The organism is Janthinobacterium salmonicoloratum, assembly GCF_051380845.1.
GTDB classification, from domain to species: Bacteria; Pseudomonadota; Gammaproteobacteria; order Burkholderiales; family Burkholderiaceae_D; genus Janthinobacterium; species Janthinobacterium lividum_F.
This window is the reverse complement of record NZ_JBNYXV010000001.1, coordinates 20,763-44,553: the sequence shown is the minus strand read 5'-3', so window position 1 is coordinate 44,553 and position 23,791 is coordinate 20,763. Positions and strand designations below refer to the sequence as shown.

The 23,791-nt window shown below is 61.1% G+C and carries 14 protein-coding genes and 3 tRNA genes; 3 read left to right on the top strand and 14 right to left on the bottom strand.

What is annotated here, in order from left to right; all coding sequences use genetic code 11:
• Positions 1–148: 148 nt before the first annotated feature.
• Positions 149–1,195: an NAD(P)-dependent alcohol dehydrogenase gene (locus tag ACQ4WY_RS00190; protein WP_353657351.1), complete on the bottom strand. Its 1,047-nt coding sequence runs from the start codon at positions 1,193–1,195 to the stop codon at positions 149–151.
• A gap of 184 nt (positions 1,196–1,379) precedes the next feature.
• Between ACQ4WY_RS00190 and ACQ4WY_RS00185 the strand changes: the two genes are divergently transcribed.
• Positions 1,380–2,333: an AraC family transcriptional regulator gene (locus tag ACQ4WY_RS00185; protein ID WP_436502289.1), complete on the top strand. Its 954-nt coding sequence runs from the start codon at positions 1,380–1,382 to the stop codon at positions 2,331–2,333.
• Here ACQ4WY_RS00185 and ACQ4WY_RS00180 read toward each other — a convergent pair.
• Complete coding sequence (locus ACQ4WY_RS00180) at positions 2,315–5,887, bottom strand: hydantoinase B/oxoprolinase family protein (RefSeq protein WP_436502288.1); 3,573 nt, start codon at positions 5,885–5,887, stop codon at positions 2,315–2,317. The genes ACQ4WY_RS00185 and ACQ4WY_RS00180 overlap by 19 nt on opposite strands.
• A 132-nt stretch (positions 5,888–6,019) precedes the next feature.
• Between ACQ4WY_RS00180 and ACQ4WY_RS00175 the strand changes: the two genes are divergently transcribed.
• Complete coding sequence (locus ACQ4WY_RS00175) at positions 6,020–7,576, top strand: NAD(P)H-hydrate dehydratase (protein WP_436502287.1); 1,557 nt, start codon at positions 6,020–6,022, stop codon at positions 7,574–7,576.
• Here the strand turns inward: ACQ4WY_RS00175 and ACQ4WY_RS00170 are convergent.
• Entirely contained in the window at positions 7,573–8,325 is a 753-nt protein-coding gene (locus ACQ4WY_RS00170) for an ABC transporter ATP-binding protein (protein ID WP_436502286.1), read from the bottom strand. The two genes, ACQ4WY_RS00175 and ACQ4WY_RS00170, sit on opposite strands and share 4 nt — an antisense overlap.
• On the opposite strand from ACQ4WY_RS00170, the gene ACQ4WY_RS00165 reads away from it, so the two are divergent.
• Positions 8,324–9,013 (top strand): arylesterase, encoded by a 690-nt coding sequence (locus tag ACQ4WY_RS00165; RefSeq protein ID WP_436502285.1) that lies wholly within the window; start codon positions 8,324–8,326, stop codon positions 9,011–9,013. The two genes, ACQ4WY_RS00170 and ACQ4WY_RS00165, sit on opposite strands and share 2 nt — an antisense overlap.
• An 80-nt stretch (positions 9,014–9,093) precedes the next feature.
• On the opposite strand, the gene ACQ4WY_RS00160 is transcribed toward ACQ4WY_RS00165, so the two are convergent.
• From ACQ4WY_RS00160 to ACQ4WY_RS00110, 11 genes are all read right to left on the bottom strand, one after another.
• On the bottom strand, positions 9,094–11,016 hold the full coding sequence (locus ACQ4WY_RS00160) for a SurA N-terminal domain-containing protein (protein ID WP_436502284.1): 1,923 nt from the start codon (positions 11,014–11,016) through the stop codon (positions 9,094–9,096).
• Positions 11,017–11,426: 410 nt separating this feature from the next.
• Positions 11,427–11,503 (bottom strand) — tRNA-Asp (locus ACQ4WY_RS00155).
• Positions 11,504–11,519: 16 nt separating this feature from the next.
• Positions 11,520–11,596, bottom strand: a tRNA-Asp gene (locus ACQ4WY_RS00150).
• 125 nt (positions 11,597–11,721) lie between these two features.
• Positions 11,722–11,994: an HU family DNA-binding protein gene (locus ACQ4WY_RS00145; protein ID WP_010398442.1), complete on the bottom strand. Its 273-nt coding sequence runs from the start codon at positions 11,992–11,994 to the stop codon at positions 11,722–11,724.
• A gap of 204 nt (positions 11,995–12,198) precedes the next feature.
• Complete coding sequence (gene lon / locus ACQ4WY_RS00140) at positions 12,199–14,610, bottom strand: endopeptidase La (RefSeq protein WP_034787304.1); 2,412 nt, start codon at positions 14,608–14,610, stop codon at positions 12,199–12,201.
• A gap of 273 nt (positions 14,611–14,883) precedes the next feature.
• Positions 14,884–16,152, bottom strand: coding sequence for an ATP-dependent Clp protease ATP-binding subunit ClpX (clpX, locus tag ACQ4WY_RS00135; RefSeq protein WP_010398446.1), 1,269 nt, complete (start codon positions 16,150–16,152; stop codon positions 14,884–14,886).
• A 200-nt stretch (positions 16,153–16,352) separates the two neighbouring features.
• Positions 16,353–16,970, bottom strand: a complete 618-nt coding sequence (gene clpP, locus ACQ4WY_RS00130; protein WP_374106865.1) for an ATP-dependent Clp endopeptidase proteolytic subunit ClpP — start codon at positions 16,968–16,970, stop codon at positions 16,353–16,355.
• Between the two features lie 85 nt (positions 16,971–17,055).
• Positions 17,056–18,396 carry a trigger factor gene (gene tig / locus ACQ4WY_RS00125; protein WP_436504366.1) on the bottom strand — a complete coding sequence of 447 codons (1,341 nt, stop codon included), beginning with the start codon at positions 18,394–18,396 and terminating at the stop codon, positions 17,056–17,058.
• A 723-nt stretch (positions 18,397–19,119) separates the two neighbouring features.
• Positions 19,120–19,202: transfer RNA gene (locus tag ACQ4WY_RS00120), tRNA-Leu, on the bottom strand.
• A gap of 174 nt (positions 19,203–19,376) precedes the next feature.
• Positions 19,377–22,475, bottom strand: coding sequence for an efflux RND transporter permease subunit (locus tag ACQ4WY_RS00115; RefSeq protein ID WP_436502283.1), 3,099 nt, complete (start codon positions 22,473–22,475; stop codon positions 19,377–19,379).
• The gene (locus ACQ4WY_RS00110) at positions 22,472–23,635 is read right to left on the bottom strand and encodes an efflux RND transporter periplasmic adaptor subunit (protein WP_436502282.1); all 1,164 of its coding nucleotides are present in this window, start codon (positions 23,633–23,635) and stop codon (positions 22,472–22,474) included. Before ACQ4WY_RS00110 ends, ACQ4WY_RS00115 begins: the two co-directional genes overlap by 4 nt.
• Between the last annotated feature and the right edge of the window lie 156 nt (positions 23,636–23,791).

Genomic DNA, 23,791 nt, shown 5'->3' with positions numbered 1-23,791 from the left:
ATGGCGAACCGAATCTAAGAATCTGGTCTTGGCTTTTCTGCTAGCGCTCCTGGAACGCCCGAAAAACGCCCAGGGCTAGGCGCCGCGTCGAAGACAGTACGAATGTACGGCGAGACGCGGCAACAACGCCCTGGGCTTTTTTCGGGTGTTACAGAGAGGCCATGTCGATGACGAAGCGGTAACGTACATCGCTCTTGACGACGCGCTCAAACGCCTCATTGATATCCTGGATGCGGATGATCTCGATGTCGGACACGATATTGTGCTTGCCGCAGAAATCCAGCATTTCCTGGGTTTCCTTGATCGATCCGATCATGGAGCCGGACAGGCTGCGACGCGCGCCCACCAGGCCGAAGGCGCTGATTGGCGGCACGGCGCCTTCAGGGATGCCGACGATGACCATGCTGCCATCGACTTTCAGCAGGTTGATGTACTGGTTCCAGTCGATAGCCGCGCCCACGGTGCAGATGATCAGGTCGAAGGTGCCGGCCAGTTTGCTGAACGTTTCCGCATCGTTGGTGGCGTAGTAATGCTTGGCGCCCAGACGCAGGCCGTCTTCGCGCTTCGACAAAGTCTGGCTCAGCACCGTCACTTCGGCGCCCATGGCGTGGGCAATCTTGACGCCCATGTGGCCCAGGCCACCCATGCCCAGGATGGCGACCTGCTTGCCAGGGCCGGCCTTCCAGTGGTTCAGCGGCGAATACAGGGTGATGCCGGCGCACAGCAGCGGTGCGGCGGCGTCCAGCGGCAGATTGTCAGGAATCGACAGCACATAGCCTTCCTTGACGACGATGCTGTCCGAGTAACCGCCCTGCGTGGCCGTCTTGCCGTCCGCTTCCAGGCCGTTGTAGGTCTGGATCAGGCCTGGCATGTACTGTTCCAGGTCCACGTTGCGCGTCTTGCAGGTGGTGCAGGAATCGACGAAGCAGCCCACGCCCACGTGGTCGCCCACCTTGAACTTGCTGACATTGGCGCCGACGGCCGTGACGACGCCGGCGATTTCATGGCCGGGCACCATCGGGAAGGCGGCGCCGCCCCATTCGTCGCGCGCCTGGTGGATATCGGAATGGCACACGCCACAGTATTTGATCGAGATGGCCACGTCGTCTTCGCGCGGGGCGCGGCGCTCGAACGTGAATGGTTGCAGTGCGGAGGTAGGGCCCAGAGCGGCGTAGCCTTTGGCGATGGTGGTCATGAAAACTCCTTGGGTAGTGTTAGGAACGAGAGAGGCGAAGAAGCGCGTGCAGTGCATGCGATTGCACAAGTGTGCCCGAGAAGCCCGCCCGCCGTTACCGCGATCCTGCAAGACCTTTGCACGATCCTCCAAATCTGCGTAAGATCAGCCCCTGCCCTTCCTCGCCTCACGCATACTGACCTCCATGTCCACACCACTCACTCCGCAAGACGAAATCGCCGCCCTGATCAGCCGCCACGCGCCGCGCACGGGCGACTACACGACCGCCATCGGCAACCTCACCTTCCACCGCCAGTCGTCGGTCACCGAGTCCCTGTTCCATGCGGCGCGCCCCAGCGTGGCCATCATCGCGCAGGGCGCGAAAGACGTCACCCTGGGCAGTGAAACCTTCCATTACAGCCGCATGCAATATCTGCTGACCTCCGTCGACTTGCCGGTGCAGGTGCGCGTGGTGGAAGCGAGCGTGGACAAGCCGCACCTGTGCGTGGTGCTGGGCATCGACATCGCCGACGTGGCGGCGCTGCTCGATAGCGAAAGTAACGGCGTAAGCGCGGCGCAGCAGAAAATCCTGCCCGCCACGCGCGGCATTTCCGTCAGCGACGTGTCGGCCGAGCTGCTCGACGCCATGCTGCGCCTCGTGCGCCTGCTGGACAAACCGGAGGAAATCGCCACGCTGGCGCCCTTGATCCGCCGCGAGCTGACCTATCGCCTGCTCAATGGCCCCGTCGGCGCGCGCCTGCGCCACATGGCGCTGGCCAGCAGCCAGTCGCACCAGGTGGGGCAAGCCATCGACTGGATCAAGCACAATTATTGCGAGCCGCTGCGCATCGAGCACCTGGCCGGCATGGCGAACATGAGCATGTCCTCGCTGCACCACCACTTCAAGGCGATTACCGCCATGACGCCGATGCAGTACCAGAAGCTGCTGCGACTGCAGGAAGCGCGGCGCTTGATGCTGGTCGAGCAAATCGACGCGGGCACGGCCGGCTACCGGGTCGGCTATGCCAGCGAATCGCAGTTCAGCCGCGAATACAGCCGCCAGTTCGGCCGCGCGCCCATGCGAGACGTGGGCCAGGTGCGTGCGCAGCTGAGCGGCGCCAGTGCCAGCGCCGGCACCGCCTATTCCATCTTGCCGTAACCGCCGCCGCCCGGCGTTTCGATGACGAAGACGTCGCCTGCTTGCATGTCGGTCTTGCCGATATGCGCCAGGTGCTCCACCGTGCCGTCCACCCTCTCCACGTAATTGCGCCCCAGCGCGCCCGGCGCGCCGCCATCCATGCCAAAAGGAGGGTGGATGCGGTTGTTCGACAAGATCGCTGCCGTCATCGGCTCGAGAAAACGCACCCGGCGCACGCCGCCATTGCCGCCGTGCCAGCGCCCCGCCCCACCCGAACCTGCGCGGATGCTGTAGCTGTCCAGGCGCACGGGGAAGCGCCACTCGAGGATTTCCGGATCCGTCAGGCGCGAATTGGTCATGTTCGTCTGCACCACGTCCGTGCCGTCGAAACCGGGGCCGGCGCCAGAGCCGCCCGATATCGTCTCGTAGTATTGGTACTTGGCGCTGCCAAACGTGAAATTGTTCATCGTCCCCTGCGAGGCGGCCATGGCCCCCAGCGCGCCATACAGGGCGTTGGTGATGCAGGTCGAGGTTTCCACATTGCCCGACACGACGGAGGCCGGGTACTGCGGCTTGAGCATGGAGCCGGACGGGATGATCACGCTCAAGGGCTTCAGGCAGCCCGCGTTCAGCGGGATCTCGTCGTCGACCAGGGTGCGGAATACGTACAGCACGGCCGCCATGCAGACGGCGGACGGCGCGTTGAAATTGTTCGGCAGCTGGCTTGAAGTCCCCGTAAAGTCGATGGTGGCGCTGCGCTCGGCCACGTCGACCTTGATCGCCACCTGGATGCGCGCGCCGTTGTCCAGGTCCAGCGCATAGCTGCCATCCTTCAGGGTCTTGATGACCCTGCGCACGGCTTCCTCGGCGTTGTCCTGTACGTGGCCCATGTACGCTTGCACCACGGCAAGGCCGAAATGCGCGACCATCTTGTGCAATTCTTCGGCCCCCTTCTGGTTGGCCGCCACCTGGGCGCGCAGGTCGGCCAGGTTTTGCCGGGGGTTGCGGGCCGGCCAGCTGGCGCCCGCCAGCAGGGCCAGGGTCTCGTCTTCGCGCATCACGCCCGTGGCGCCGTCGACCAGCTTGAAATTGTCGATCAACACGCCCTCTTCCTCGATGCGCGTGGAGTCGGGCGGCATGGAGCCGGGCGTGGTGCCGCCGATGTCCGCATGGTGGCCGCGCGAGCCGACATAGAACAGGATGGCGTCGCCCGCTTCGTCAAACACAGGCGAGATCACCGTCACGTCGGGCAAGTGTGTGCCGCCGTGGTACGGGTCGTTCAGCATGAAGACGTCGCCCGGCCGCATGGCGCCCGCATTGCGCGTCATGATCGTGCGGATGCTCTCGCCCATGGAGCCCAGGTGGACGGGCATGTGCGGCGCATTCGCGATCAAGTGGCCTTGCGCGTCGAAGATGGCGCAGCTGAAGTCGAGCCGCTCCTTGATGTTGACGGAATGGGCCGTATTTTGCAGCCGCAGGCCCATCTGCTCGGCAATCGACATGAACAGGTTGTTGAAAATTTCCAGCATCACGGGATCGGCATTCGTCCCGATGGCGCGCCGTGCGGGCAAGGCGGCGACCCTGCGCAAGATCAAATGGCCATGCGCCGTGACGTCGGCGCGCCAGCCCGGTTCGACGACGGTGGTGGCATTGGCGTCGCTGACGATGGCCGGGCCGTCTATCGTATCGCCGGGGCGCAGGCTGTCCGCCCCATACAGGCCGCTGTCGCGCCACGCACCGGCGCAGTACATGGCCACCGTCTGCAGGGGCGCCAGCGCGCCCGCACGTGCCGCATAGGCCGGCACGGCCACTTGCGGCGCATCGGACGCGCCGATGGCTTCCACGGAAATGGCTTCGACGATCAAGGCGCGCGCCGGCATCAAAAAGGAAAAGCGTTTTTTATACGCTGCCTCAAACTGCGCCTGCATGCTCGGTACCGTATCGAACAGCACGACGAGGGCCGAATCCGTGCCCTCATAACGCAGGTGGACGCGCGACACCAGCGCGATGCGCTCCCCTTGCACGCCCTGGCGCAGCAAGTCGCCCCGCGCCAGCTCGCCCAGCGCCGCGAAATCGCGCGCCAGATTCACGCCCAGTGCTGCCTCGATGGCCTGCTCGCGCATGGCGCTCTGGTCGGCCAGGCCCATGCCGTAGGCCGACATCACACCTGCCAGGCTGTGGATGAACACCGTGCGCATGCCCAGCGCATCGGCCACCAGGCAGGCGTGCTGGCCGCCCGCGCCGCCAAAGCTGGTGAGCGTATATTCCGTGACGTCATGACCGCGCTGCACGGAAATCTGCTTGATGGCGTTGGCCATATTGCCCACGGCGATGGCGATATAGCCTTCGGCCACCTCTTCCGGCGTGCTCGCCACGGTGCGCGCCAGCGCCGCGAACTGGGCGCGCACCGTGGCTGCGTCCAGCGCTTCGTTGGCGTCGGGCCCGAAAACGCGGGGAAAGAACGCGGGCTGCAGTTTGCCCAGCATGACATTGCAGTCGGTGACAGCCAGCGGACCGCCGCGCCGGTAGCTGGCGGGCCCCGGGTTGGCGCCCGCGCTGTCCGGCCCCACCTTGTAGCGGGCGCCGTCGAAGTGCAGGATGGAGCCGCCGCCCGCGGCCACCGTGTGGATACTCATCATGGGCGCGCGCATACGCACGCCGGCGATCTGCGTCTCGAACACGCGCTCGAATTCGCCCGCGTAATGCGACACGTCCGTCGAGGTGCCGCCCATGTCGAAGCCGATGACTTTATCGAAACCGGCCAGCGCGCTGGCGCGCACCATGCCGACGATGCCGCCGGCGGGGCCGGACAAAATGCTGTCCTTGCCCTGGAAGGCACGGGCATCCGTCAAGCCGCCGTTCGACTGCATGAATTGCAGGTGCACGCCAGGCAGTTCGGCCGCCAGCTGGTCGACGTAGCGGCGCAAAATCGGCGACAGATAGGCGTCGACCACCGTGGTGTCGCCGCGCGCCACCAGTTTCATCATGGGGCTCACTTCGTGCGACACGGACACCTGCGTAAAACCGGCCTCGCGCGCCAGCTGCGCCACCCGCGCCTCGTGCGCATGGTAGCGGTAGCCGTGCATCAGCACGATCGCGATGGCGCGCACGCCGCGCGCATAGGCCTGTTCCAGCGCGGCGCGCGCGGCGGCTTCATCGAGCGGGCTCACGACGTCACCCTGGGCGCCCACTCTTTCATCGATCTCGATCACGTCGCCGTACAGCAGTTCGGGCAAGATGATCTGGCGCGCGAACAGCTGGGGGCGGTTCTGGTAGGCGATGCGCAAGGCGTCGCGAAAACCGCGCGTGATGGCCAGCACGGTGGACTCGCCCTTGCGCTCGAGCAGCGCATTGGTCGCGACCGTCGTCCCCATCTTGATGGCGCCCACCAGTTCGACGGGCAGCGGCGCGCCAGGCGCAAGCCCCATCAGCTGGCGCATGCCGGCCAGCGCCGCATCGCGGTACTGGCCCGGGTTCTCCGACAGCAGCTTGTGCGTGGCCAGGCTGCCGTCAGGACGGCGCGCCACGATGTCCGTAAAGGTGCCGCCCCGGTCGATCCAGAATTGCCAGTCCATCGTGCTGCCCCCGTACTTATGTGAGATGGCTATTGTAGCCGCCAAACAGAGGCGCGTTTCAGGCGTGCGCGCCTTGCCTTTCGCCCGCTTCGGCCTTATGTTGAAGACATGCTGACTAACGGAACACGCTCCATGCCCCTGATCGACTCTGCAACACCGCTGTACGCCATCGCCGAACTGCGCGCCATCGAACAAGCGGCCATGCGCGACCTGCCGCAAGGGCTGCTGATGCAGCGCGCGGGCCAGGCCGCCGCCAGTGCCGCCCTGAAACTGCTGCACGCGCACGAAGATGGCGACAGCGCGGGCCACCGGCGCGTACTGGTATTGGCCGGCCCCGGCGACAACGGCGGCGACGCTTTGGAAGCGGCTGCGCACCTGGCCGGCAGCGGCACCGAGGTGCTCGTCTGGCTGGCGCCCGAGGCGCAAGCCACGTCGCCCGAGCGCGAACAGGCGCTGAGCCGCGCACGCAACAGCACCGCGCGCTTCATGGACGCGACGACCTCCATGGCATCGGCCGCAGTGGGCGCGGCGCCATGGCACCTCGTCATCGATGGCCTGTTCGGCATCGGCGCATCGCGCCCGCTCGACGGCGAATGCCGCGAAGTGGCGCATCTGGTCAACAACCTCGCATGCCCCGTGCTGGCGCTCGACGTGCCCAGCGGCCTGCACGCCGATACGGGCGCCATCGACGGCGTCGCCATCCGCGCCACGCATACGCTCACCTTCATCGGCGACAAGCCGGGCCTGCACACGGCGAATGGCCGCGACTACGCGGGCGAAGTGGAAGTGGCCGCGCTGGCCATCGATCCTTCCCTGCTGCCGCCCGCCAGGGCCCAGCTGGGCGGCCTGCACCTGTTCGCCAGCCAGCTGCAGCAGCGCCGGCAAAACACGCACAAGGGCAGCTACGGCAGCGTGGCCGTCATCGGCGGCGCGCAAGGCATGGCCGGCGCGCCCATCCTGGCGGCCCGCACGGCCCTGCATGCGGGTGCGGGTAGAGTCTACATCGCCTTTCCCGACACACCGCCCGCCTTCGACAGCGGCCAGCCGGAACTGATGTGCCGGCACGCCAGGGACGTGGATTTCTCGGGACTGCACTTTGCCGCGCTGGTGGCCGGCCCCGGCCTCGGTGACAAGGCCGGCACGGTGGAATTGCTGCAGCGTGCCATCGACAGCGACAGTCCCCTGCTGCTGGACGCCGATGCCCTGAACCTGATGGCGGCCGAGCCGGAGCTGCAATCGGCGCTGGCCGTGCGCACGGGTGCGGGGGCGACGATATTGACGCCCCATCCGCTGGAAGCGGCGCGCCTGCTCGACATGACGGTGGCCGAGGTGCAGGCCGACCGCCTGGGCGCGGCGCGCCAGCTGGCGGCGCAACTGGGCGTCATCGTCGTCTTGAAAGGTTCAGGTACGGTGATCGCCGCGCAGGATGGCACCGTGGTGGTCAACAACACGGGCGGTCCCGCGCTGGCGACGGCTGGCACGGGCGACGTGCTGTCCGGCCTGTGCGGCAGCCTGCTGGCGCAAGGCTGGCCGGAATGGGAAGCGGCGCTTGGCGCAGTCTGGCTGCATGGCGCGGCGGCCGATGCGCTGGTGGCGGCAGGCAGCGGCCCCATCGGCCTGACGGCGGGGGAATTGATCCCGGCCATCCGCAAGCTGATCAATGCCTTGTCGGCATCATCATTGCACTAGATCAAGCGTCCAGCTGAAATGGTAATCGTGCGCCCGCAGCGGGCCGCGATCGAACTGTCATGCGTGACCAGCACCAGGGTCGAGCCACGTTCGCGGTTCAGCTCGAACATCAGCTGGATCACGGCTTCGCCCGTGGCCGCATCGAGGCTGCCCGTCGGTTCGTCGGCAAACAGCAGCGGCGGCTCCGTGACGAAGGCGCGCGCCAGGGCCACGCGCTGCTGCTCGCCGCCGGACAAGTATTTCGGATAGTGTTTCAGACGGCTGCCCAGGTTCACTCTGCCCAGCATGGCTTGCGCCTTCTCTTTCGCGTCCGGGTCGCCGCGCAATTCCAGTGGCAGCATGACGTTTTCCAGCGCCGTCAGGTGGGCCAGCAGCTGGAAGGACTGGAACACGAAACCGAGCTTTTCCTTGCGAAAACCGGCGCGGCCATCTTCGTCGAGGGCGAAGATATCGGTGCCATCGAGGATGACCTTGCCCTCGCTGGGCGTGTCCAGGCCGGCCAGCAAACCCAGCAAGGTGGACTTGCCGGAACCGGAGGCGCCGACGATGGCCAGCGTCTCCGCCGTTTGCACGGTAAAATCGACTTGATGCAAGATGGTCAGCTCACCATCGGCATCGGGTACGCGCTTGGCCAGTTGGACCACTTCGATGGCCGGCTGGGCATTTTGGCTGTGGGGTGCGGCGGGCCGCTGGGCCGCTGCTTCTGACGGAAGAAAACTGGTGGAAGTCGCTTTAGGGAATTCGGGCATGCTGATCTATCTTAAAAAATTTCGTGAACAAATAAGTGTCAAGGGCAGCAGCCGCATGCGGCGGCGCACGCTATCCTTGCTTCCTGCGGCAGCCCTGCTGCTGGTATCCGGCATGGCGAACGCCTATTCTGCACCAAAAACGCTGCTGGTGCTCGGTGACAGCCTCTCGGCCGAGTATGGGCTGGCACGGGGCACGGGCTGGGTGGCGCTGCTGGAACAGCGGCTGCAAGCGCAAAAGAACGACACGCGCATCGTCAACGCCAGCATCAGCGGCGAAACCACCAGCGGCGGCCGCGCGCGCCTGCCCGCCCTGCTGGCCAAGCACCGGCCAGATGTCGTGCTGATCGAACTGGGCGCCAACGACGGCTTGCGCGGCTTGCCCGTGGCGGCCGCGGAAGCGAATCTGCGCGCCATGGGCGAGGCGGCCAAAAAATCGGGCGCGCAAGTGGTGCTGGTGGGCATGCGCATGCCGCCCAACTATGGCCGCGCCTATGGCGAGCAGTTTTATGGCGTGTACGGCAAGCTGGCCAAGGAATGGAAGGCGCCGCTGGTGCCCTTCATGTTCGAAGGCATCGCCGACCAGCCACAGCTGTTTCAGGCCGACCGCATGCACCCGAATGCGCAGGCCCATCCGACCATCCTGAAAAACATCTGGCCGCAACTGGCGCCATTGCTGAAAGCCAGGTAAGCCTGCGCCAAGCCAGCACATGCTGCAGACAAAAAAATAGCCGCTCGAGAGCGGCTATTTTTATGCGTGGAAACTAGATCTTACGGTGCTGGCGCTGCGGCGGCTGGGGCGGTGATCGGCTTGACGATCTTCACCTTGGCCTTGGCTTTCAGGTACTCGACGTAATCGAACATTTCCTGTTGTGCCAGGATGCCGCTGATCTGGTCTTTCTCTTGCTGGCGGCGCGCTGCGTCCACCTCCGCCGGCTGCTGCACCTTGGCGATGCGGTAGATGCCATAACCCAAGGCTGGCAGGTCCACGCCCACATAGGCTGGCAGCTTGCTCGTGTCCGCTTTCATGACTTGCGCGATGGCGGCACGGTTGATGCCGTCAAGCTTGCTGCGCGACACCCACTGTGCGGCGCCGAAACCAGTTGCGTCACCCGAGGCTTTCAAGGCGGCCAGCTTGGTCTCGCCCGCTTTCTTGGCCAGCTTTTCCGCTTCTTCCAGGGTCACGCGCTGACGGATCATCGCTTCGACCTCGGCCAGCGGACGCTTCGTTGCTGGCTTGAATTCCACCACGCGGCCGGCGATCAGCACGTTCGGTGCGACGGTCACGGCTTCCGTGTTGCGCTTGTCTTTCAGCGAATCGTTCGAGAAGATGGCCGCGAGGAACTTGGCGTTGTTGAATGGCGCCTTGCCCAATGCTGGCGACGGCGTGCGCGACAGATTGGCGACGGTCTCCACTTTCAGTTTCAGCTTGTCGGCCACCGGCTTCAGGCTGTCCGATTGCTCGTAGACCGTGTTGGTGAACGTTTCCGCCATTTCCGAATACTTCTTGGCAGCAAATTGCTTGCGCAGGTCGGCCGTGATTTCGCCGCGCACTTCATCCAGCGCACGCACATGCTGTGGCTTGAGCGAGGTGACCGTCAGGATGTGGAAGCCGAAATCGGAAGCGACGACATCGCTGATTTCGCCTTGCTTGAGTTTCGCTACGGCATTGAGCAACGGCGCAGGCAAGCCATCCTTGCCAATCACGCCCAGGTCGCCGCCCTGCTCTGCGGATGCCGGATCTTCCGACTTGGCTTTCGCCACGGCGGCAAAGCTGGCAGGCGTCTTGCGCACGTCAGCCAGGATGGCTTCGGCCTTGGCCTTGGCGGCTGCCTTGTCGGCGGCCGAAGCGTCTTTCTTGACGGCTACGAGGATATGGCTGGCCTGGCGCGCTTCTTCCGTCGTGTAAGCTTTCTGGTTCTTCGCGTAGTAGCCGGTCACGTCGGCGTCGGTGACGTCGACTTGCTCGCCGGCGGCGCTGTCGTCCAGCACGACGTATTCGATCTTGGCTTGTTCCGGGATTTCAAAGAACTTGCCGTTCTTGTCATAGAAAGCCTTGATCATGGCGTCCGTCACTTTGACTTCCGGCACGTACTGGGCGATCGGCAGCAGCAGTTCCTGCACTTCACGCTCTTCCGAGGTGATGTCGGACAGGCGCTTGGAGACGGTGCTCGGCGCGAAGGCGGTGCCTTGCACGGCACCAGCCAGTTGCTGCAGGGCCATGTCGCTGCGACGGCGCGCATCGTACATCTGCGGCGTCATGCCTTGGGCGGCCAGCATGGCCTTGTAGCGTTCCAGGTCGAATTTACCGTCCGGCAAGGTCAAGCCTGGGATTTCCAGCACTTCCTTTTGCAGCACGGCATCGCTGATGACCAGGTGGCTACGGCCCACTTCGGCGGCCACGGCGCGCTCGGCGATCAGGTTGTCGAGGATGCTCTGGCGCGCTTCCGGCGTGTCAAACATTTTCTGGTCGAACTGCTCGCCCATCATCTGGCGGTAGCGGTCGATCTGCTGGCGTTGCGCTTCTTCATATTGCTGCTGCGTAACGACCTGGTCGCCGACCTTGGCGATGGTGTTCGCGCCGTCGCCGAAGCTTTGGTAGCCGCTGATACCGACCAGTGCAAAAGACGGGACGATGACCAGCATCAGGAGAAACTGCATCAAGCGTCGATGGGTACGAATAAATTCAAACATGGTCAGCCAATTCGGGATGAGTGGATCACTATAAAAAAAGGCGAACATGCGTTCGCCTTGATTTCTTCGGCGGAATGGACGGGACAGATGTCCACTTCCCCTTTAGATTCAACAACTTGGCGCTGGAACTAAAGCAGGATTCTGACGCCCAAGCCATTATCTCCTGATTCTACAATGCCCATAGCGCTATAGCAAGAGTAAATCAGGGCGCGCGCCCTGCCCTGGCGCCGCATGGACGACAAGGCGCCAAGCTCGAACATTTAACCCGATGCAGCTTAAAGCGGATTTAAACGCAGGCATTTTTATTCAAAACGGCAGGATGGGATTTTAAAAAGCGGTACACCGAGATAATCTGGCGCTGAAAAAGAAAAACCCGCGCTACTTATTCAGCAGCGCGGGCTTCTATATTCTGGCGGAGCGGACGGGACTCGAACCCGCGACCCCCGACGTGACAGGCCGGTATTCTAACCAACTGAACTACCACTCCTTAAGAGCGCATTTTTTGGCGGAGCGGACGGGACTCGAACCCGCGACCTCCGACGTGACAGGCCGGCATTCTAACCAACTGAACTACCACTCCGAAAAATACACAGTACTGCTTGCATTTGTATCCAGGGTTGCGATTCGTAGAACTTCAACCCTGAAATCGCGGCACCCGAAAGCGCCGCCAAATGTTTCCGGTGATTGTCACCTCACCGAAGTCCGTTAGTTTACAGCATCCTTCAAAGCTTTACCAGCTTTAAATTTTGGAACTTTTGCAGCTTCGATCGTGATCGCTTCTTTCGTACGCGGATTGCGGCCGGTACGCTCAGCGCGTTCGCTGACCGAGAAAGTGCCAAAACCAACCAGCGTCACGCTGTCGTTGTTTTTCAAAGTTTCCGTCACGCCGCCGATAACAGCGTCGAGTGCGCGCGCAGCGGCGGCTTTGGAAATGTCAGCTTTTTCAGCAATGTGGTCGATCAATTCAGTCTTGTTCACTAGCATCCCCAATTACAAAGGTATAAAACGTTTACCGTATCGTTGCGGCACTTTTGGCACCACAGCTGTCCGGCGAAAAAAATGTGCAGGCGTATTAAACAAGCCACACTGTATATGTGTCAAGCGCTTTGGGGGCGCAATTCACGTTTCAATATAAAACAAGCGCTCTAAAAGCGCTTGTTTGGGGAAAACAGGGGTAAAACGTTAGTGTTTTACTACCTCGCCGGCCGCGTCAGGCTTGGCCGCGGCGGCCGTGACAGCCTCCACCGCAGCGACATCCGCCAACGCTTCAGGCATGCGTTCGAGGGCGATTTCCAGCACTTTGTCGATCCAGCGCACCGGCACGATCTCCAGTTTGTTCTTGACGTTGTCCGGAATGTCGGCCAAGTCTTTCACATTTTGCTCTGGAATCAGGACCGTCTTGATACCGCCGCGATGGGCCGCCAGCAGCTTTTCTTTCAGGCCGCCGATCGGCAATACTTCGCCGCGCAAGGTAATCTCGCCCGTCATCGCCACGTCGGCGCGCACGGGGATGCCCGTGAAGACCGATACCATCGCCACCGTCATCGCTGCGCCAGCCGAAGGACCGTCCTTCGGTGTCGCGCCTTCCGGCACGTGGATGTGGATGTCGCTCTTCTCGAACACGTCCGCCTTGATGCCCAGGCGCTGTGCCCGGCTGCGCACCACCGTGCGGGCTGCCTCGATCGACTCTTTCATGACGTCGCCCAGGGTACCCGTGCGGATGATGCCGCCCTTGCCCGGCATCGACACGGCTTCGATGGTCAGCAGATCGCCGCCCACTTCCGTCCATGCCAGACCGACCACTTGGCCCACCTGATTTTCTTTCTCTGCGACACCGAAATCATAGCGGCGCACGCCGAGGAATTTATCCAGGTTCTTCGAGTTGACGATGACTTTCTTGTCGGATTTCTTCAGCAGCAGCATCTTGACCACCTTGCGGCAGATCTTCGACACTTCACGCTCGAGCGAACGCACACCGGCTTCCCGCGTGTAGTAGCGGATGATGTCGCGCAAGGCCGACTCGGCCACCGAGATTTCCTCTTCCTTCAAGCCATTGTTCTTGATCTGCTTCGGCAGCAAATAACGCTGCGCGATGCTGGTCTTTTCGTCTTCCGTGTAACCGGACAAACGGATCACTTCCATGCGGTCGAGCAAGGCTGGCGGAATGTTGTACGAGTTCGACGTGGCCACGAACATCACGTCGGACAAGTCGAAATCGACTTCGATGTAATGATCGGAGAACGTGTGGTTCTGTTCCGGATCGAGCACTTCCAGCAAGGCCGACGAAGGGTCGCCACGGAAATCGGCACCCATCTTGTCGACTTCATCAAGCAGGAACAAAGGATTGCGCACGCCGACTTTCGACAGCGATTGCAATATCTTGCCCGGCATCGAGCCGATGTAGGTGCGGCGGTGGCCGCGGATCTCGGCTTCGTCGCGCACGCCGCCCAGGGCCATGCGCACGAACTTGCGGTTCGTCGCGCGGGCGATGGACTGGCCCAGCGAGGTCTTGCCCACACCAGGAGGACCGACGAAGCACAGGATAGGCGCTTTCAGCTTGTCGACGCGCTGTTGCACCGCGAGGTATTCCAGGATGCGTTCCTTGACCTTGTCGAGGCCGTAGTGGTCGCCCTCGAGCACTTTTTCCGCATTCGCCAGGTCGTTATTGACCTTGGATTTCTTTTTCCAAGGCAAGTTGACCAGGGTATCGATGTAGTTGCGCACGACGGTGGCTTCGGCCGACATCGGCGACATCAGCTTGAGCTTTTTCAACTCGTTGGTAGCCTTGTCGAGCGCTTCCTTCGGCATCTTGGCCGAAGCGACTTTTTTCTCCAGCTCGTCGAGGTCGGCACCATCTTCGCCCTCGCCCAATTCTTTCTGGATCGCCTTGACTTGCTCGTTCAGGTAGTACTCGCGCTGCGATTTTTCCATCTGGCGCTTCACGCGACCGCGGATGCGCTTTTCCACCTGCAGGATGTCGAGCTCGCCTTCGAGCTGACCCAGCAGGTGCTCGAGACGCTTGGCCACGCTGAAAATTTCCAGAATGACTTGTTTTTGCTCAAGCTTCAGGGGCAGATGCGCGGCCACCGTGTCGGCCAGGCGGCCGGCATCGTCGATGCCCGACAGCGAGGCGAGGATTTCTGGTGGAATTTTTTTGTTCAGTTTGACGTACTGGTCGAACTGCTGCACGATCGCGCGGCGCATGGCTTCGACTTCCGACTCGTCGCCCGGCTCGGACTCGAGCGGCGTCAGGTCGGCGATGAAGTGCGTCGGCGCATCGCTGATGTGGTTGATACGGGCACGCTGCGCGCCTTCGACCAGCACCTTGACGGTGCCATCGGGCAGCTTCAGCATTTGCAGAATATTGGCAACGCAGCCAATTTCATAGATATCCGAAGGAGACGGCTCGTCCTTCGCGGCTGCTTTTTGAGCGGCAAGCATGATGCTCTTGCCCTGCTCCATCGCAGCTTCCAGCGCCTTGATCGACTTTGGACGGCCAACGAACAGCGGTATCACCATATGCGGGAAAACGACGACATCCCGCAACGGCAATAACGGCAGTTGAGTTTGCTCAGTTAATTTGGAAGTTGTCATGGCGTACCTTATAGAAAGCGTGTTTACGATGTTGGCGCTCGCTGCCAAAACACAAGACCGGCGAGAATAAATAATTCTGTGAAACAAACATAAAGTCTATTTCGCAAAACACACCCGCATGACTGTAACAAATGCAGTTTTAACAGTAAAAAAGCCACGCGCAGCTAAGCGCCGCGAGTGGCTTTACGATTGAAGCCTGCACTCATTGATTTAAATTGTACTGCCATGCATTAAGGAATCAAAACCCTTTTTATGCATTTGTCTCGGCAGTTTTCAATTTTCTCCGGAGGCCTTGGCAGTCTCTTGGTAAATCAACAAAGGTTTAGCACCACTGGTGATGGTATTTTCGTCGATGACGACCTTCACCACATTTTGTTCACTCGGCAGTTCGTACATGACGTCCAGCAAAGCGTGTTCCAGGATGGAACGCAGACCACGGGCGCCGGTCTTGCGCGCCAGCGCCTTCTTGGCGATCGCATGCAGGGCGGCCGGACGAATCTCCAGTTCCGCGCCTTCCATCTCGAGCAGCTTCGAATACTGCTTGATCAGCGCATTCTTCGGCTCGACCAGGATCTGGATCAGCGCCTCTTCCGTCAATTCCGCCAGAGTGGCGATGACGGGCAGACGGCCGACCAGTTCCGGGATCAGACCGAACTTGACCAGATCTTCCGGTTCCGCTTGCAGCATCAGTTCACTGGCCGAGCTTTGCGACTTGCTGCGCACCGTGGCCGAGAAGCCGATGCCGCTCTTTTCGGAACGGTTGGCGATCACTTTCGACAGACCGTCAAAGGCGCCGCCGCAGATGAACATGATGTTGGTCGTGTCGATCTGCACGAAATCCTGGTTCGGATGCTTGCGGCCGCCTTGTGGCGGCACGGAAGCCATCGTGCCTTCGATGAGTTTCAGCAAGGCTTGCTGCACGCCCTCGCCCGACACGTCGCGCGTGATGGACGGATTGTCGGACTTGCGCGAAATCTTGTCGATCTCATCGATGTAGACGATGCCGCGCTGGGCTTTCTCGACGTCATAGTTGCAGCTTTGCAGCAGCTTCTGGATGATGTTTTCCACGTCCTCACCCACGTAACCGGCTTCGGTCAGGGTGGTGGCGTCGGCGATCACGAACGGCACGTTGAGCATGCGCGCCAGGGTCTGTGCCAGCAGGGTCTTGCCCGAGCCGGTAGGACCGACCAGCAAGATGTTGCTCTTGGCCAGTTCGATGTCGTCTTTCTTGCCCAGGTGCTTGAGGCGCTTGTAATGGTTGTACACCGCCACCGACAGGATGCGCTTGGCAGTCTGCTGGCCGATCACGTACTGATCGAGCAAGGCGGCAATTTCTTGCGGCGTCGGCAGGTCGGATTTGGTACCGGTCACCGTCTCGATGCTCGACGTTTCATCACGGATGATGTCGTTGCACAGGTCGATGCACTCGTCGCAAATGAAGACGGACGGGCCGGCGATGAGTTTCTTCACCTCGTGCTGGCTTTTGCCGCAGAACGAGCAATACAGTAATTTTTCGCCGCTAGAGGATTTTTTGTCTGACATAAGGCATTTTGGTTGGAACTGCATTAACAATATTGCAAAATCGCAAGCCGGAGTGCGGTAGTTGCCCGCAAAGGCCGCTACCCATGGCGCAAGTCAACAACGTGCACAAGCTCCATGCTACCCGAAATAAAAGCGAAACGCCCGAACGTTTGAGCGCCCGGGCGTTAACTTACGTACTTAGCAATACCGGTAGGGGCTCATCAAGCGCGGCTGGTCAACACTTTGTCGATCAAACCATACTCAACGGCCTCGTCGGCGGACATGAAACGGTCGCGGTCGGTGTCCTTGGCGATCTGTTCGATCGACTGGCCCGTGCGCTCGGCCATGATGCCGTTCAAGCGGGTGCGCAGGTAAAGGATTTCCTTCGCCTGGATCTCGATATCGGACGCCATGCCTTGCGAACCACCGGACGGCTGGTGAATCATGATGCGCGAGTTCGGCAGCGAGAAACGCTTGCCCTTGGCGCCAGCGGCCAGCAGGAAAGCGCCCATCGAAGCAGCCATGCCCGTGCACAGGGTCGAGACGTCCGGCTTGATGAACTGCATGGTGTCGTAGATGGCCATGCCGGCCGAGACCGAGCCACCTGGCGAGTTGATGTAGAGCGAGATTTCCTTTTCCGGATTTTCGCTTTCCAGGAACAGCAGCTGGGCGACAACCAGGTTGGCCATCTGGTCATTGACCGGGCCGACCATGAAAATCAAGCGTTCCTTCAGCAGGCGCGAGTAAATATCATACGAGCGCTCGCCGCGACCGCTTTGTTCCACCACCATCGGCACCAGGCCGAGCATCTCTGTGTCCAGCGCTGGATTACGGTTCATACCTGTCATTTCATTTCCTTGTGAAGCAGTTAGGGGATGCCGCCACTACCTTGCGGCAAGCGCCGGCACCCGGATACCAACTGGTTTACGCTTGTGCGTTGCTTCCCATCAGTTCGTCGAAAGCAACTGCTTTCGTCGTGACTTTCGACAGGCCCAACACGTAAGTGACGACGTTTTCTTCCAATACAAGGGCTTCGATCTCACCCAGACGACGACGGTCGCTGTAGTAGTACTTCAGCACTTCGCGTGGATCTTCGTAGCTTTGAGCGAAATCTTCGATTTGCGCCTTTACTTGCTCAGGCGTTGCCTGCAGATTGTTGTCGCCCACCAGCTGCGACAGGATCAGGCCCAGGCGTACGCGACGCTCGGCTTTTTCTGCGAACAGTTCTGCTGGGAAAGGCACATCCTTGACGTTCATGCCGCGCTGCGCCATGTCTTGACGGGTCATTTCGGCCAGGCGCTCGGAATCCTGAGCGATCAGCGTTTTTGGCACTTCCAGCTCAGCAACTTTGATCAGCGCGTCCATGACGGCTTCCTTGTTGCGTGCTTTCACGCGGCCAGCAACTTCGCGTTGCAGGTTGACTTTGATGTCTTCGCGCATTTTGGCCAGGTCGCCATCGGCAACGCCCAAGGACTTTGCGAATTCAGCATCGACTTCCGGCAGGTGCGCCCATTCCAGCTTTTGCAGGGTGATGGTGAACGAAGCGGTTTTGCCGGCGACGTCCTTGCCATGGTAGTCCTCTGGGAACGACAATGGGAAAGTCTTAGCTTCGCCCACTTTCAGGCCCAGGGTTGCTGCTTCGAATTCTGGCAGCATGCGGCCTTCGCCCAGCACGAAAGCGTAGCCTTCAGCTTTGCCGCCTGGGAATTCAACACCGTCGATCGAGCCGACGAAGTCGACGGTCACGCGGTCGCCGTTGGCAGCGATCGGCTCACCGCCGTCGCCGTGTTCGCCAGCTTCGCCCTTGGTGTGGAAGTGCACGCGCTGCTTGCGCAGGATGTCGATGGTCTTGTCGATTTCGGCTTCCGACACGTCGGCTTGCACGGTTTCGATTTCAACGGCGGTCAGGTCGCCGATGGCGACTTCCGGATACACTTCGAAGGTTGCATCAAAAGCCAGCTGGCCTTCGGCTGCTTCTTCTTTCGGCACGATGTTCGGGAAACCGGCCACGCGCAGATTGTTTTCGTTGGCGGCGTCGTTGAATGCGCGGCCGACTTTGTCGTTCAGCACTTCGGATTCAATTTGGTAGCCGTATTGTGCTGCGACCATTTTCAACGGCACTTTGCCCGGACGGAAGCCCGGTGCCTTAGCCGTACGGGCTTGCACTTTCAGGCGCTTCTCAACTTCCGTGCGGACGTCCGTCAGCGGGAAGGAGATCGTGATACGACGTTCGAGTTTGCCCAAGGTTTCGACTGCAGTTGCCATGTAAAAAATCGTCCAAAAAATAAACACTGTTGGTGCGAGAAAAGAAGACCCGACCCCTTGCGCCATCACTGGCGGCAAGACATGGGTCCAGCTTCACTCGCTCGCATATTCATCTGTAAAAGCACTGAAAGCAGGACAATGGACCTGGTCTACCCGGCTGAGGGAAAACCCGCACCAGGCACCAAACAATCCGCCGCTTCCAGTACTGCGACAGGGCTCCGAGCGTCCAGCCTTGCTGTTAAGTAAATGCAAGGCCGGCCATCATTCGGTAAAGCGTGGCATTATAACAAAGGACTTCGGGAAAGTGGCTGGCTTTGCAGCCCGGCCACAGAGGATACCAGCGGCAGCGAACGAATCGCTACAGCCTGGATGGCCCTGTCTTTACTCTTGCCCCGGCATTCTTTATTTCGCCAGAGACAGGCTTTCCAGCCTGCTTCGTTCATTAGTATATGCGAACTGTCGCTCCGTCCGAAACAAAGAAATGCGCTCTTGGCGAAGTTTTCGGGCAAAAAACCTTTGATTTACCTCAATTTGGCCATTTTCCAGGCAAATCTCTACCCGGGCCCTGCCCGGCCGCCCGATCTCTGGCGAAAAATAGCGCAAACAAAGACATCCCGAATGACGGAAATACAGGAAAGACAACGTAAAAACAAGAAAGACGCCTGCAACGAGGCTGAAGAACAACTTGATGGTGCTGCACGTCCGGGCTGGAACAACCCGGATTGGTGCGGATGGGGAGACTCGAACTCCCAAGCCGAAGCACTGGCTTCTAAGACCAGCGTGTCTACCAATTCCACCACATCCGCATTTTGTACTACTTGCCGCAGGCTACACACCCGCCGTTGCTGATTTTAACAACTCGGGAGCGATCTGGCTACCGTGAACTAAACGAGCAAGCCCTCGGTAAAGCAAAGGCGGCATTCTACTGGATTTCCCAGAGGAATGCCGCCTTTTTTATGACTGCGCCTTGGGGCTGGCTCCTAGCCTTGTTTTGCCGTCACCGGCTCCGGCTTCTTGACCCGGAACCAGGCCGCATACAGGGCCGGCAGGAACAGCAGGGTCAAGGCCGTCGCGAGTATCAATCCACCCATGATGGCGACCGCCATCGGGCCCCAGAACACGGAGCGCGACAAGGGGATCATGGCCAGCGCCGCGGCTGCCGCCGTCAGCACGATGGGGCGGCAACGGCGCACGGCCGAGTCGATGATGGCATCCCATGGCGCCGAACCATCCTTGATGTCTTGCTCGATCTGGTCGACGAGGATCACCGAATTGCGGATGATCATGCCGAACAGCGCGATGACGCCCAGGTTGGCCACGAAGCCCAGCGGGCGATGCAGCAGCAGCAAGGCAAACGCGGCGCCCGCCACGCCCAGCGGCCCCGTCAGGAACACCAGAAGCGAACGCGAGAAGCTATGCAACTGCAGCATCAGCAAGGTGAAGATGATGAAGATAGCCAGCGGCAAATTCGCCGCGATCGACGCTTCCGCCTCGCCGCTGTCGGCCGCCACGCCTTTCACGGTGATGCGATAGCCGGCTGGCAACTTGGTCCGCAAGGCGTCGAGCTGCGGCGCCAGCTGCGTCGACACGGTGGCGCCCTGGATGCCGTCGACCACGTCCGATTGCACGGTAATGGCCCATTCACGCTTGTCGCGCCAGACCACGCCCGGTTCCCACACAAAATGCGCGCGGGCCAGCTGAGAGATGGGCACGGACTTGCCCGTTGCCGTCGGAATATTCGTGTCATTCAGCACGGAAATCGTCGCCCGTTCTTCCAGCGGCTGGCGCACCTGGATATCGATCAGCTTGTTGTCTTCGCGGAACTGGCCGATGACCGTGCCCGACAGAATCGTATTGGCCGCCTGCATCACCGTTTTCGAGGTGACGCCCAGCGCGCGCATCTTGTCCTGGTCCAGGTCCAGGCGCAGCACTTTCACCGATTCATTCCAGTTATCATTGACGCCCAAGGTGTTCGGATTGGCGCGCATGATGTCCTTGACCTGGTCGGCGATGGCGCGCACGCCCACCACTTCCGGCCCCGTGACACGAAATTGCACGGGATACGGCACTGGCGGCCCGTTCGGCAACAGCTTTACCCTGCCCCGCACTTCCGGGAAATCCTTCTTGAAGACATCGACGATTTGCTGGCGCAAGCGTTCGCGGTCGGCCAGGCTCTTCGGCAAGACCACCACTTGCGACACGTTGGTTTGCGGGAAGATCTGGTCCAGCGGCAGGTAGAAACGGGGACTGCCGGTGCCCACATAGCTGGTCACGCTATCCACGCCGTCGAGCTTGCTGACGAACGCCTCGAATTTCTTCACCTGCTTTTCATTCGCGGCAAAGGTCGTGCCCTCGGGCGACCACAGCTCCACCATCAGTTCCGGACGGCTGGAATCGGGGAAGAATTGCTTCTCGATAAAGTTAAAGCCGTAAATACCCAGCGCAAAGATGGCCAGGGTGGCGACAATCGTCGTCTTGCGCCATTCCACGCACCAGGTGACAGCGCGGCGGAAGCGGCGGAAGTTCGGCGTATCGAACAATTCATGGTCGTTATGCGCGTGCGGTTTTACTTTCAGCAAGACGTAGCCGATGTAGGGCGTAAAGACGACGGCCACCACCCAGGAAATGATCAGGGCCAGCGCATTGACGGAGAACAAAGAGAACGTGTATTCGCCGGCGGCCGACTTGGCCAGGCCGATGGGCAAGAAACCCGCCACCGTGATCAGGGTGCCCGTCAGCATGGGCATGGCCGTCGACGTGTAGGCAAACGTGGCCGCATCGAAACGCGACATGCCCTCTTCCATCTTGCGCACCATCATCTCGACGGCAATGATGGCGTCATCGACCAGCAAGCCCAGCGCGATGATCAAGGCGCCCAGGGAAATCTTGTGCAAATCGATGTCGAGCAGGCGCATGAACAGGAAGGTGACGGCCAGCACCAGCGGGATGGTCAGCGCCACCACCAGGCCGGGCCGCACGTCGATGCGCAGCGGTTTCGTGTGCAAGCCCAGCGCGACAAAGCTGACGGCCAGCACGATCAAAATGGCTTCGACCAAGGTATGCACGAATTCGCCCACGGAAGCGGACACGGCTTCCGGCTGGTTCGACACGCGCTGCAACTCTATGCCGACCGGCAATTCTTTCTTCATGCGCGTGACCGTTGCCTGCAGGGCCTTGCCCATGTCGATGATGTTGCCGCCCTTTTCCATCGACACGCCCAGGCCGATCACTTCCTTGCCATTGAAACGCATCTTGTCCTTGGGCGGATCGACAAATTCACGTTTCACGGTGGCAAAGTCGCCGAGGCGGAAGGTGGTGCCGTTGGCGCGCAGCTCCAGGTTTTCCAGGTCCTTGACGGTCACCATGGCGCCCGTCACGCGTACTTGCAGGTTATCCGTGGGCGTCACCAGCACGCCCGTGGCGTTGATGCTGTTTTGCTCGGACAATTGCTGCACGATGGCGTCAAAAGGAATGCCCAATTGGGCGAATTTCTTGTGCGAAAAGATGATATTGATCTTTTCGTCTTGCACGCCGAACAGCTCCACCTTCGACACCTGCCCCACGGCCAGCAGCTCCTGGCGCACCTTGTCCGCGTAATCCTTCATTTCCGCGTAGGTGAAACCGTCGCCGGACAGGGCGAAGATGGAGCCATAGGTGTCGCCGAACTCGTCATTGAAGAACGGGCCCACCACGCCGGCCGGCAAGGTGCCCTTGATGTCGCCGATCTTCTTGCGCACCTGGTACCAGGCGGCAGCCGTTTCCTTGGGCGGCGCCGATTCGCGCAGCTCCAGCAAGATCAATGTTTCACCTGGCTTCGAATAACTGGTGATTTCATTGATGTAGGGCGTTTCCTGCAGCTTCTTTTCCAGCTTGTCCGTCACCTGCTCGGCCATCTGCAGCGCCGTGGCGCCGGGCCAGTACGCTTGCAAGACCATGGCGCGGAAGGTAAACGGGGGGTCTTCATCCTGGCCCAGGCTGGCATAGCTGAGCATGCCGCCGATCAGCAGCACGGCCATCAGGTAGCGCGTCAGCGGGATGTGTTCGAGGGCCCAGCGCGACAGATTGAAACCGCCCTTCATTTGGCCGCACCCACGCTGACTGCGGCAGCGGCGACATCAGGCTTGCTGGCCAGTTCGGCGCCGAGGATGGATACTTTCTGGCCAGGCTTGAGCAGGTTGACGCCGGCCGTGACCACCGTCTGCCCCGCTTTCACGCCCGAGGTCAGCAGCAACTCATTGCCCGCCACGCCACCCACCGTCACCGGCACCAGCTTCACGGCGCCGTTTTCCACCACCCACACGGAGCTTTGCGACTTTTCATTGAACAGGGCCGTCAACGGTACCTTGATTTGCGGCGTGGCCGTCTGCGAGGCGAACTGCACCACGGCCGTCATGCCCAGGCGTGCCTGCGGCGCGTCCGGGATGCTGACCTTGGCGATATAGGTGCGCGTGGCGGCATCAGCCACGGGCGACACTTCGCGTATCTTGCCCGGCAAGCCCTGTTTCGGGTCGGCCCACAGGCGCACGACCACATCCTTGACGCCGCGCAGGGTTTCAACCTTGTCTTCAGGAATGCCGATCACGACTTCCTTCTCGCCGCTCTTGGCCACTTGCACCACGGGCGCGCCTGGCGCCACCACCTGCCCCACTTCGGCCTCGATGCGCGTGACGACGCCATCGACGTCGGCCAGCAAGCTGGCGTAGCCGGACTGGTTCGCCTGGCCCCGGTACAGGGCCTGGGCCGCTTCCACGTTCGCCTGCGCCGCCTTGTAGGTGGCATCCTTGCCATCGAGCACGGCCTGGCTGACGAAATTTTTCTCGCGCAAGTCCTGGTAGCGCTTCAATTCCGAGCGCGCCAGGTCGCGGCTCGTTTCCGCGCTGACCAGCGACGCCTTGGCCTGTGCCTGCGACAGTTGCAAGTCGACAGGATCGAGCTGCATCAACACTTGCCCCTTCTTGACGCTGGCGCCCACGTCCACCTTGCGCGCCACGATCTTGCCGCCCACGCGGAAGCCCAGCTGCGATACGACACGGGGCACGACCTCGCCCGCCAGCTCGGCACTCACGTCAACATTACTGCTAGACAACACGATCGCACGCACGGGACGCACGTCTTCCACTTTGACGGCAGGCTTGGAACAGGCCGCCAAGGTCAGCGCCAGGGTAGCGGCGGCAATCAGCCGCAGGGCAGGAAGTGCGGATGCGCCGGTCTCGCGGCGCGGGGTTTTCAGGGCAAACAAGGTATTTTCCTTTACTATGCGGGCTGTAATATTTTTATGCGGAGAAACTTTTTGCTTGCCCTTTGGGCCAAGCCAAACTTTTTCGCACGCGATATCCTTAAATTTGTGACAATATCAGCTTGGTCATGGCGGGAAGCAAATTTCCCCTAATGACTT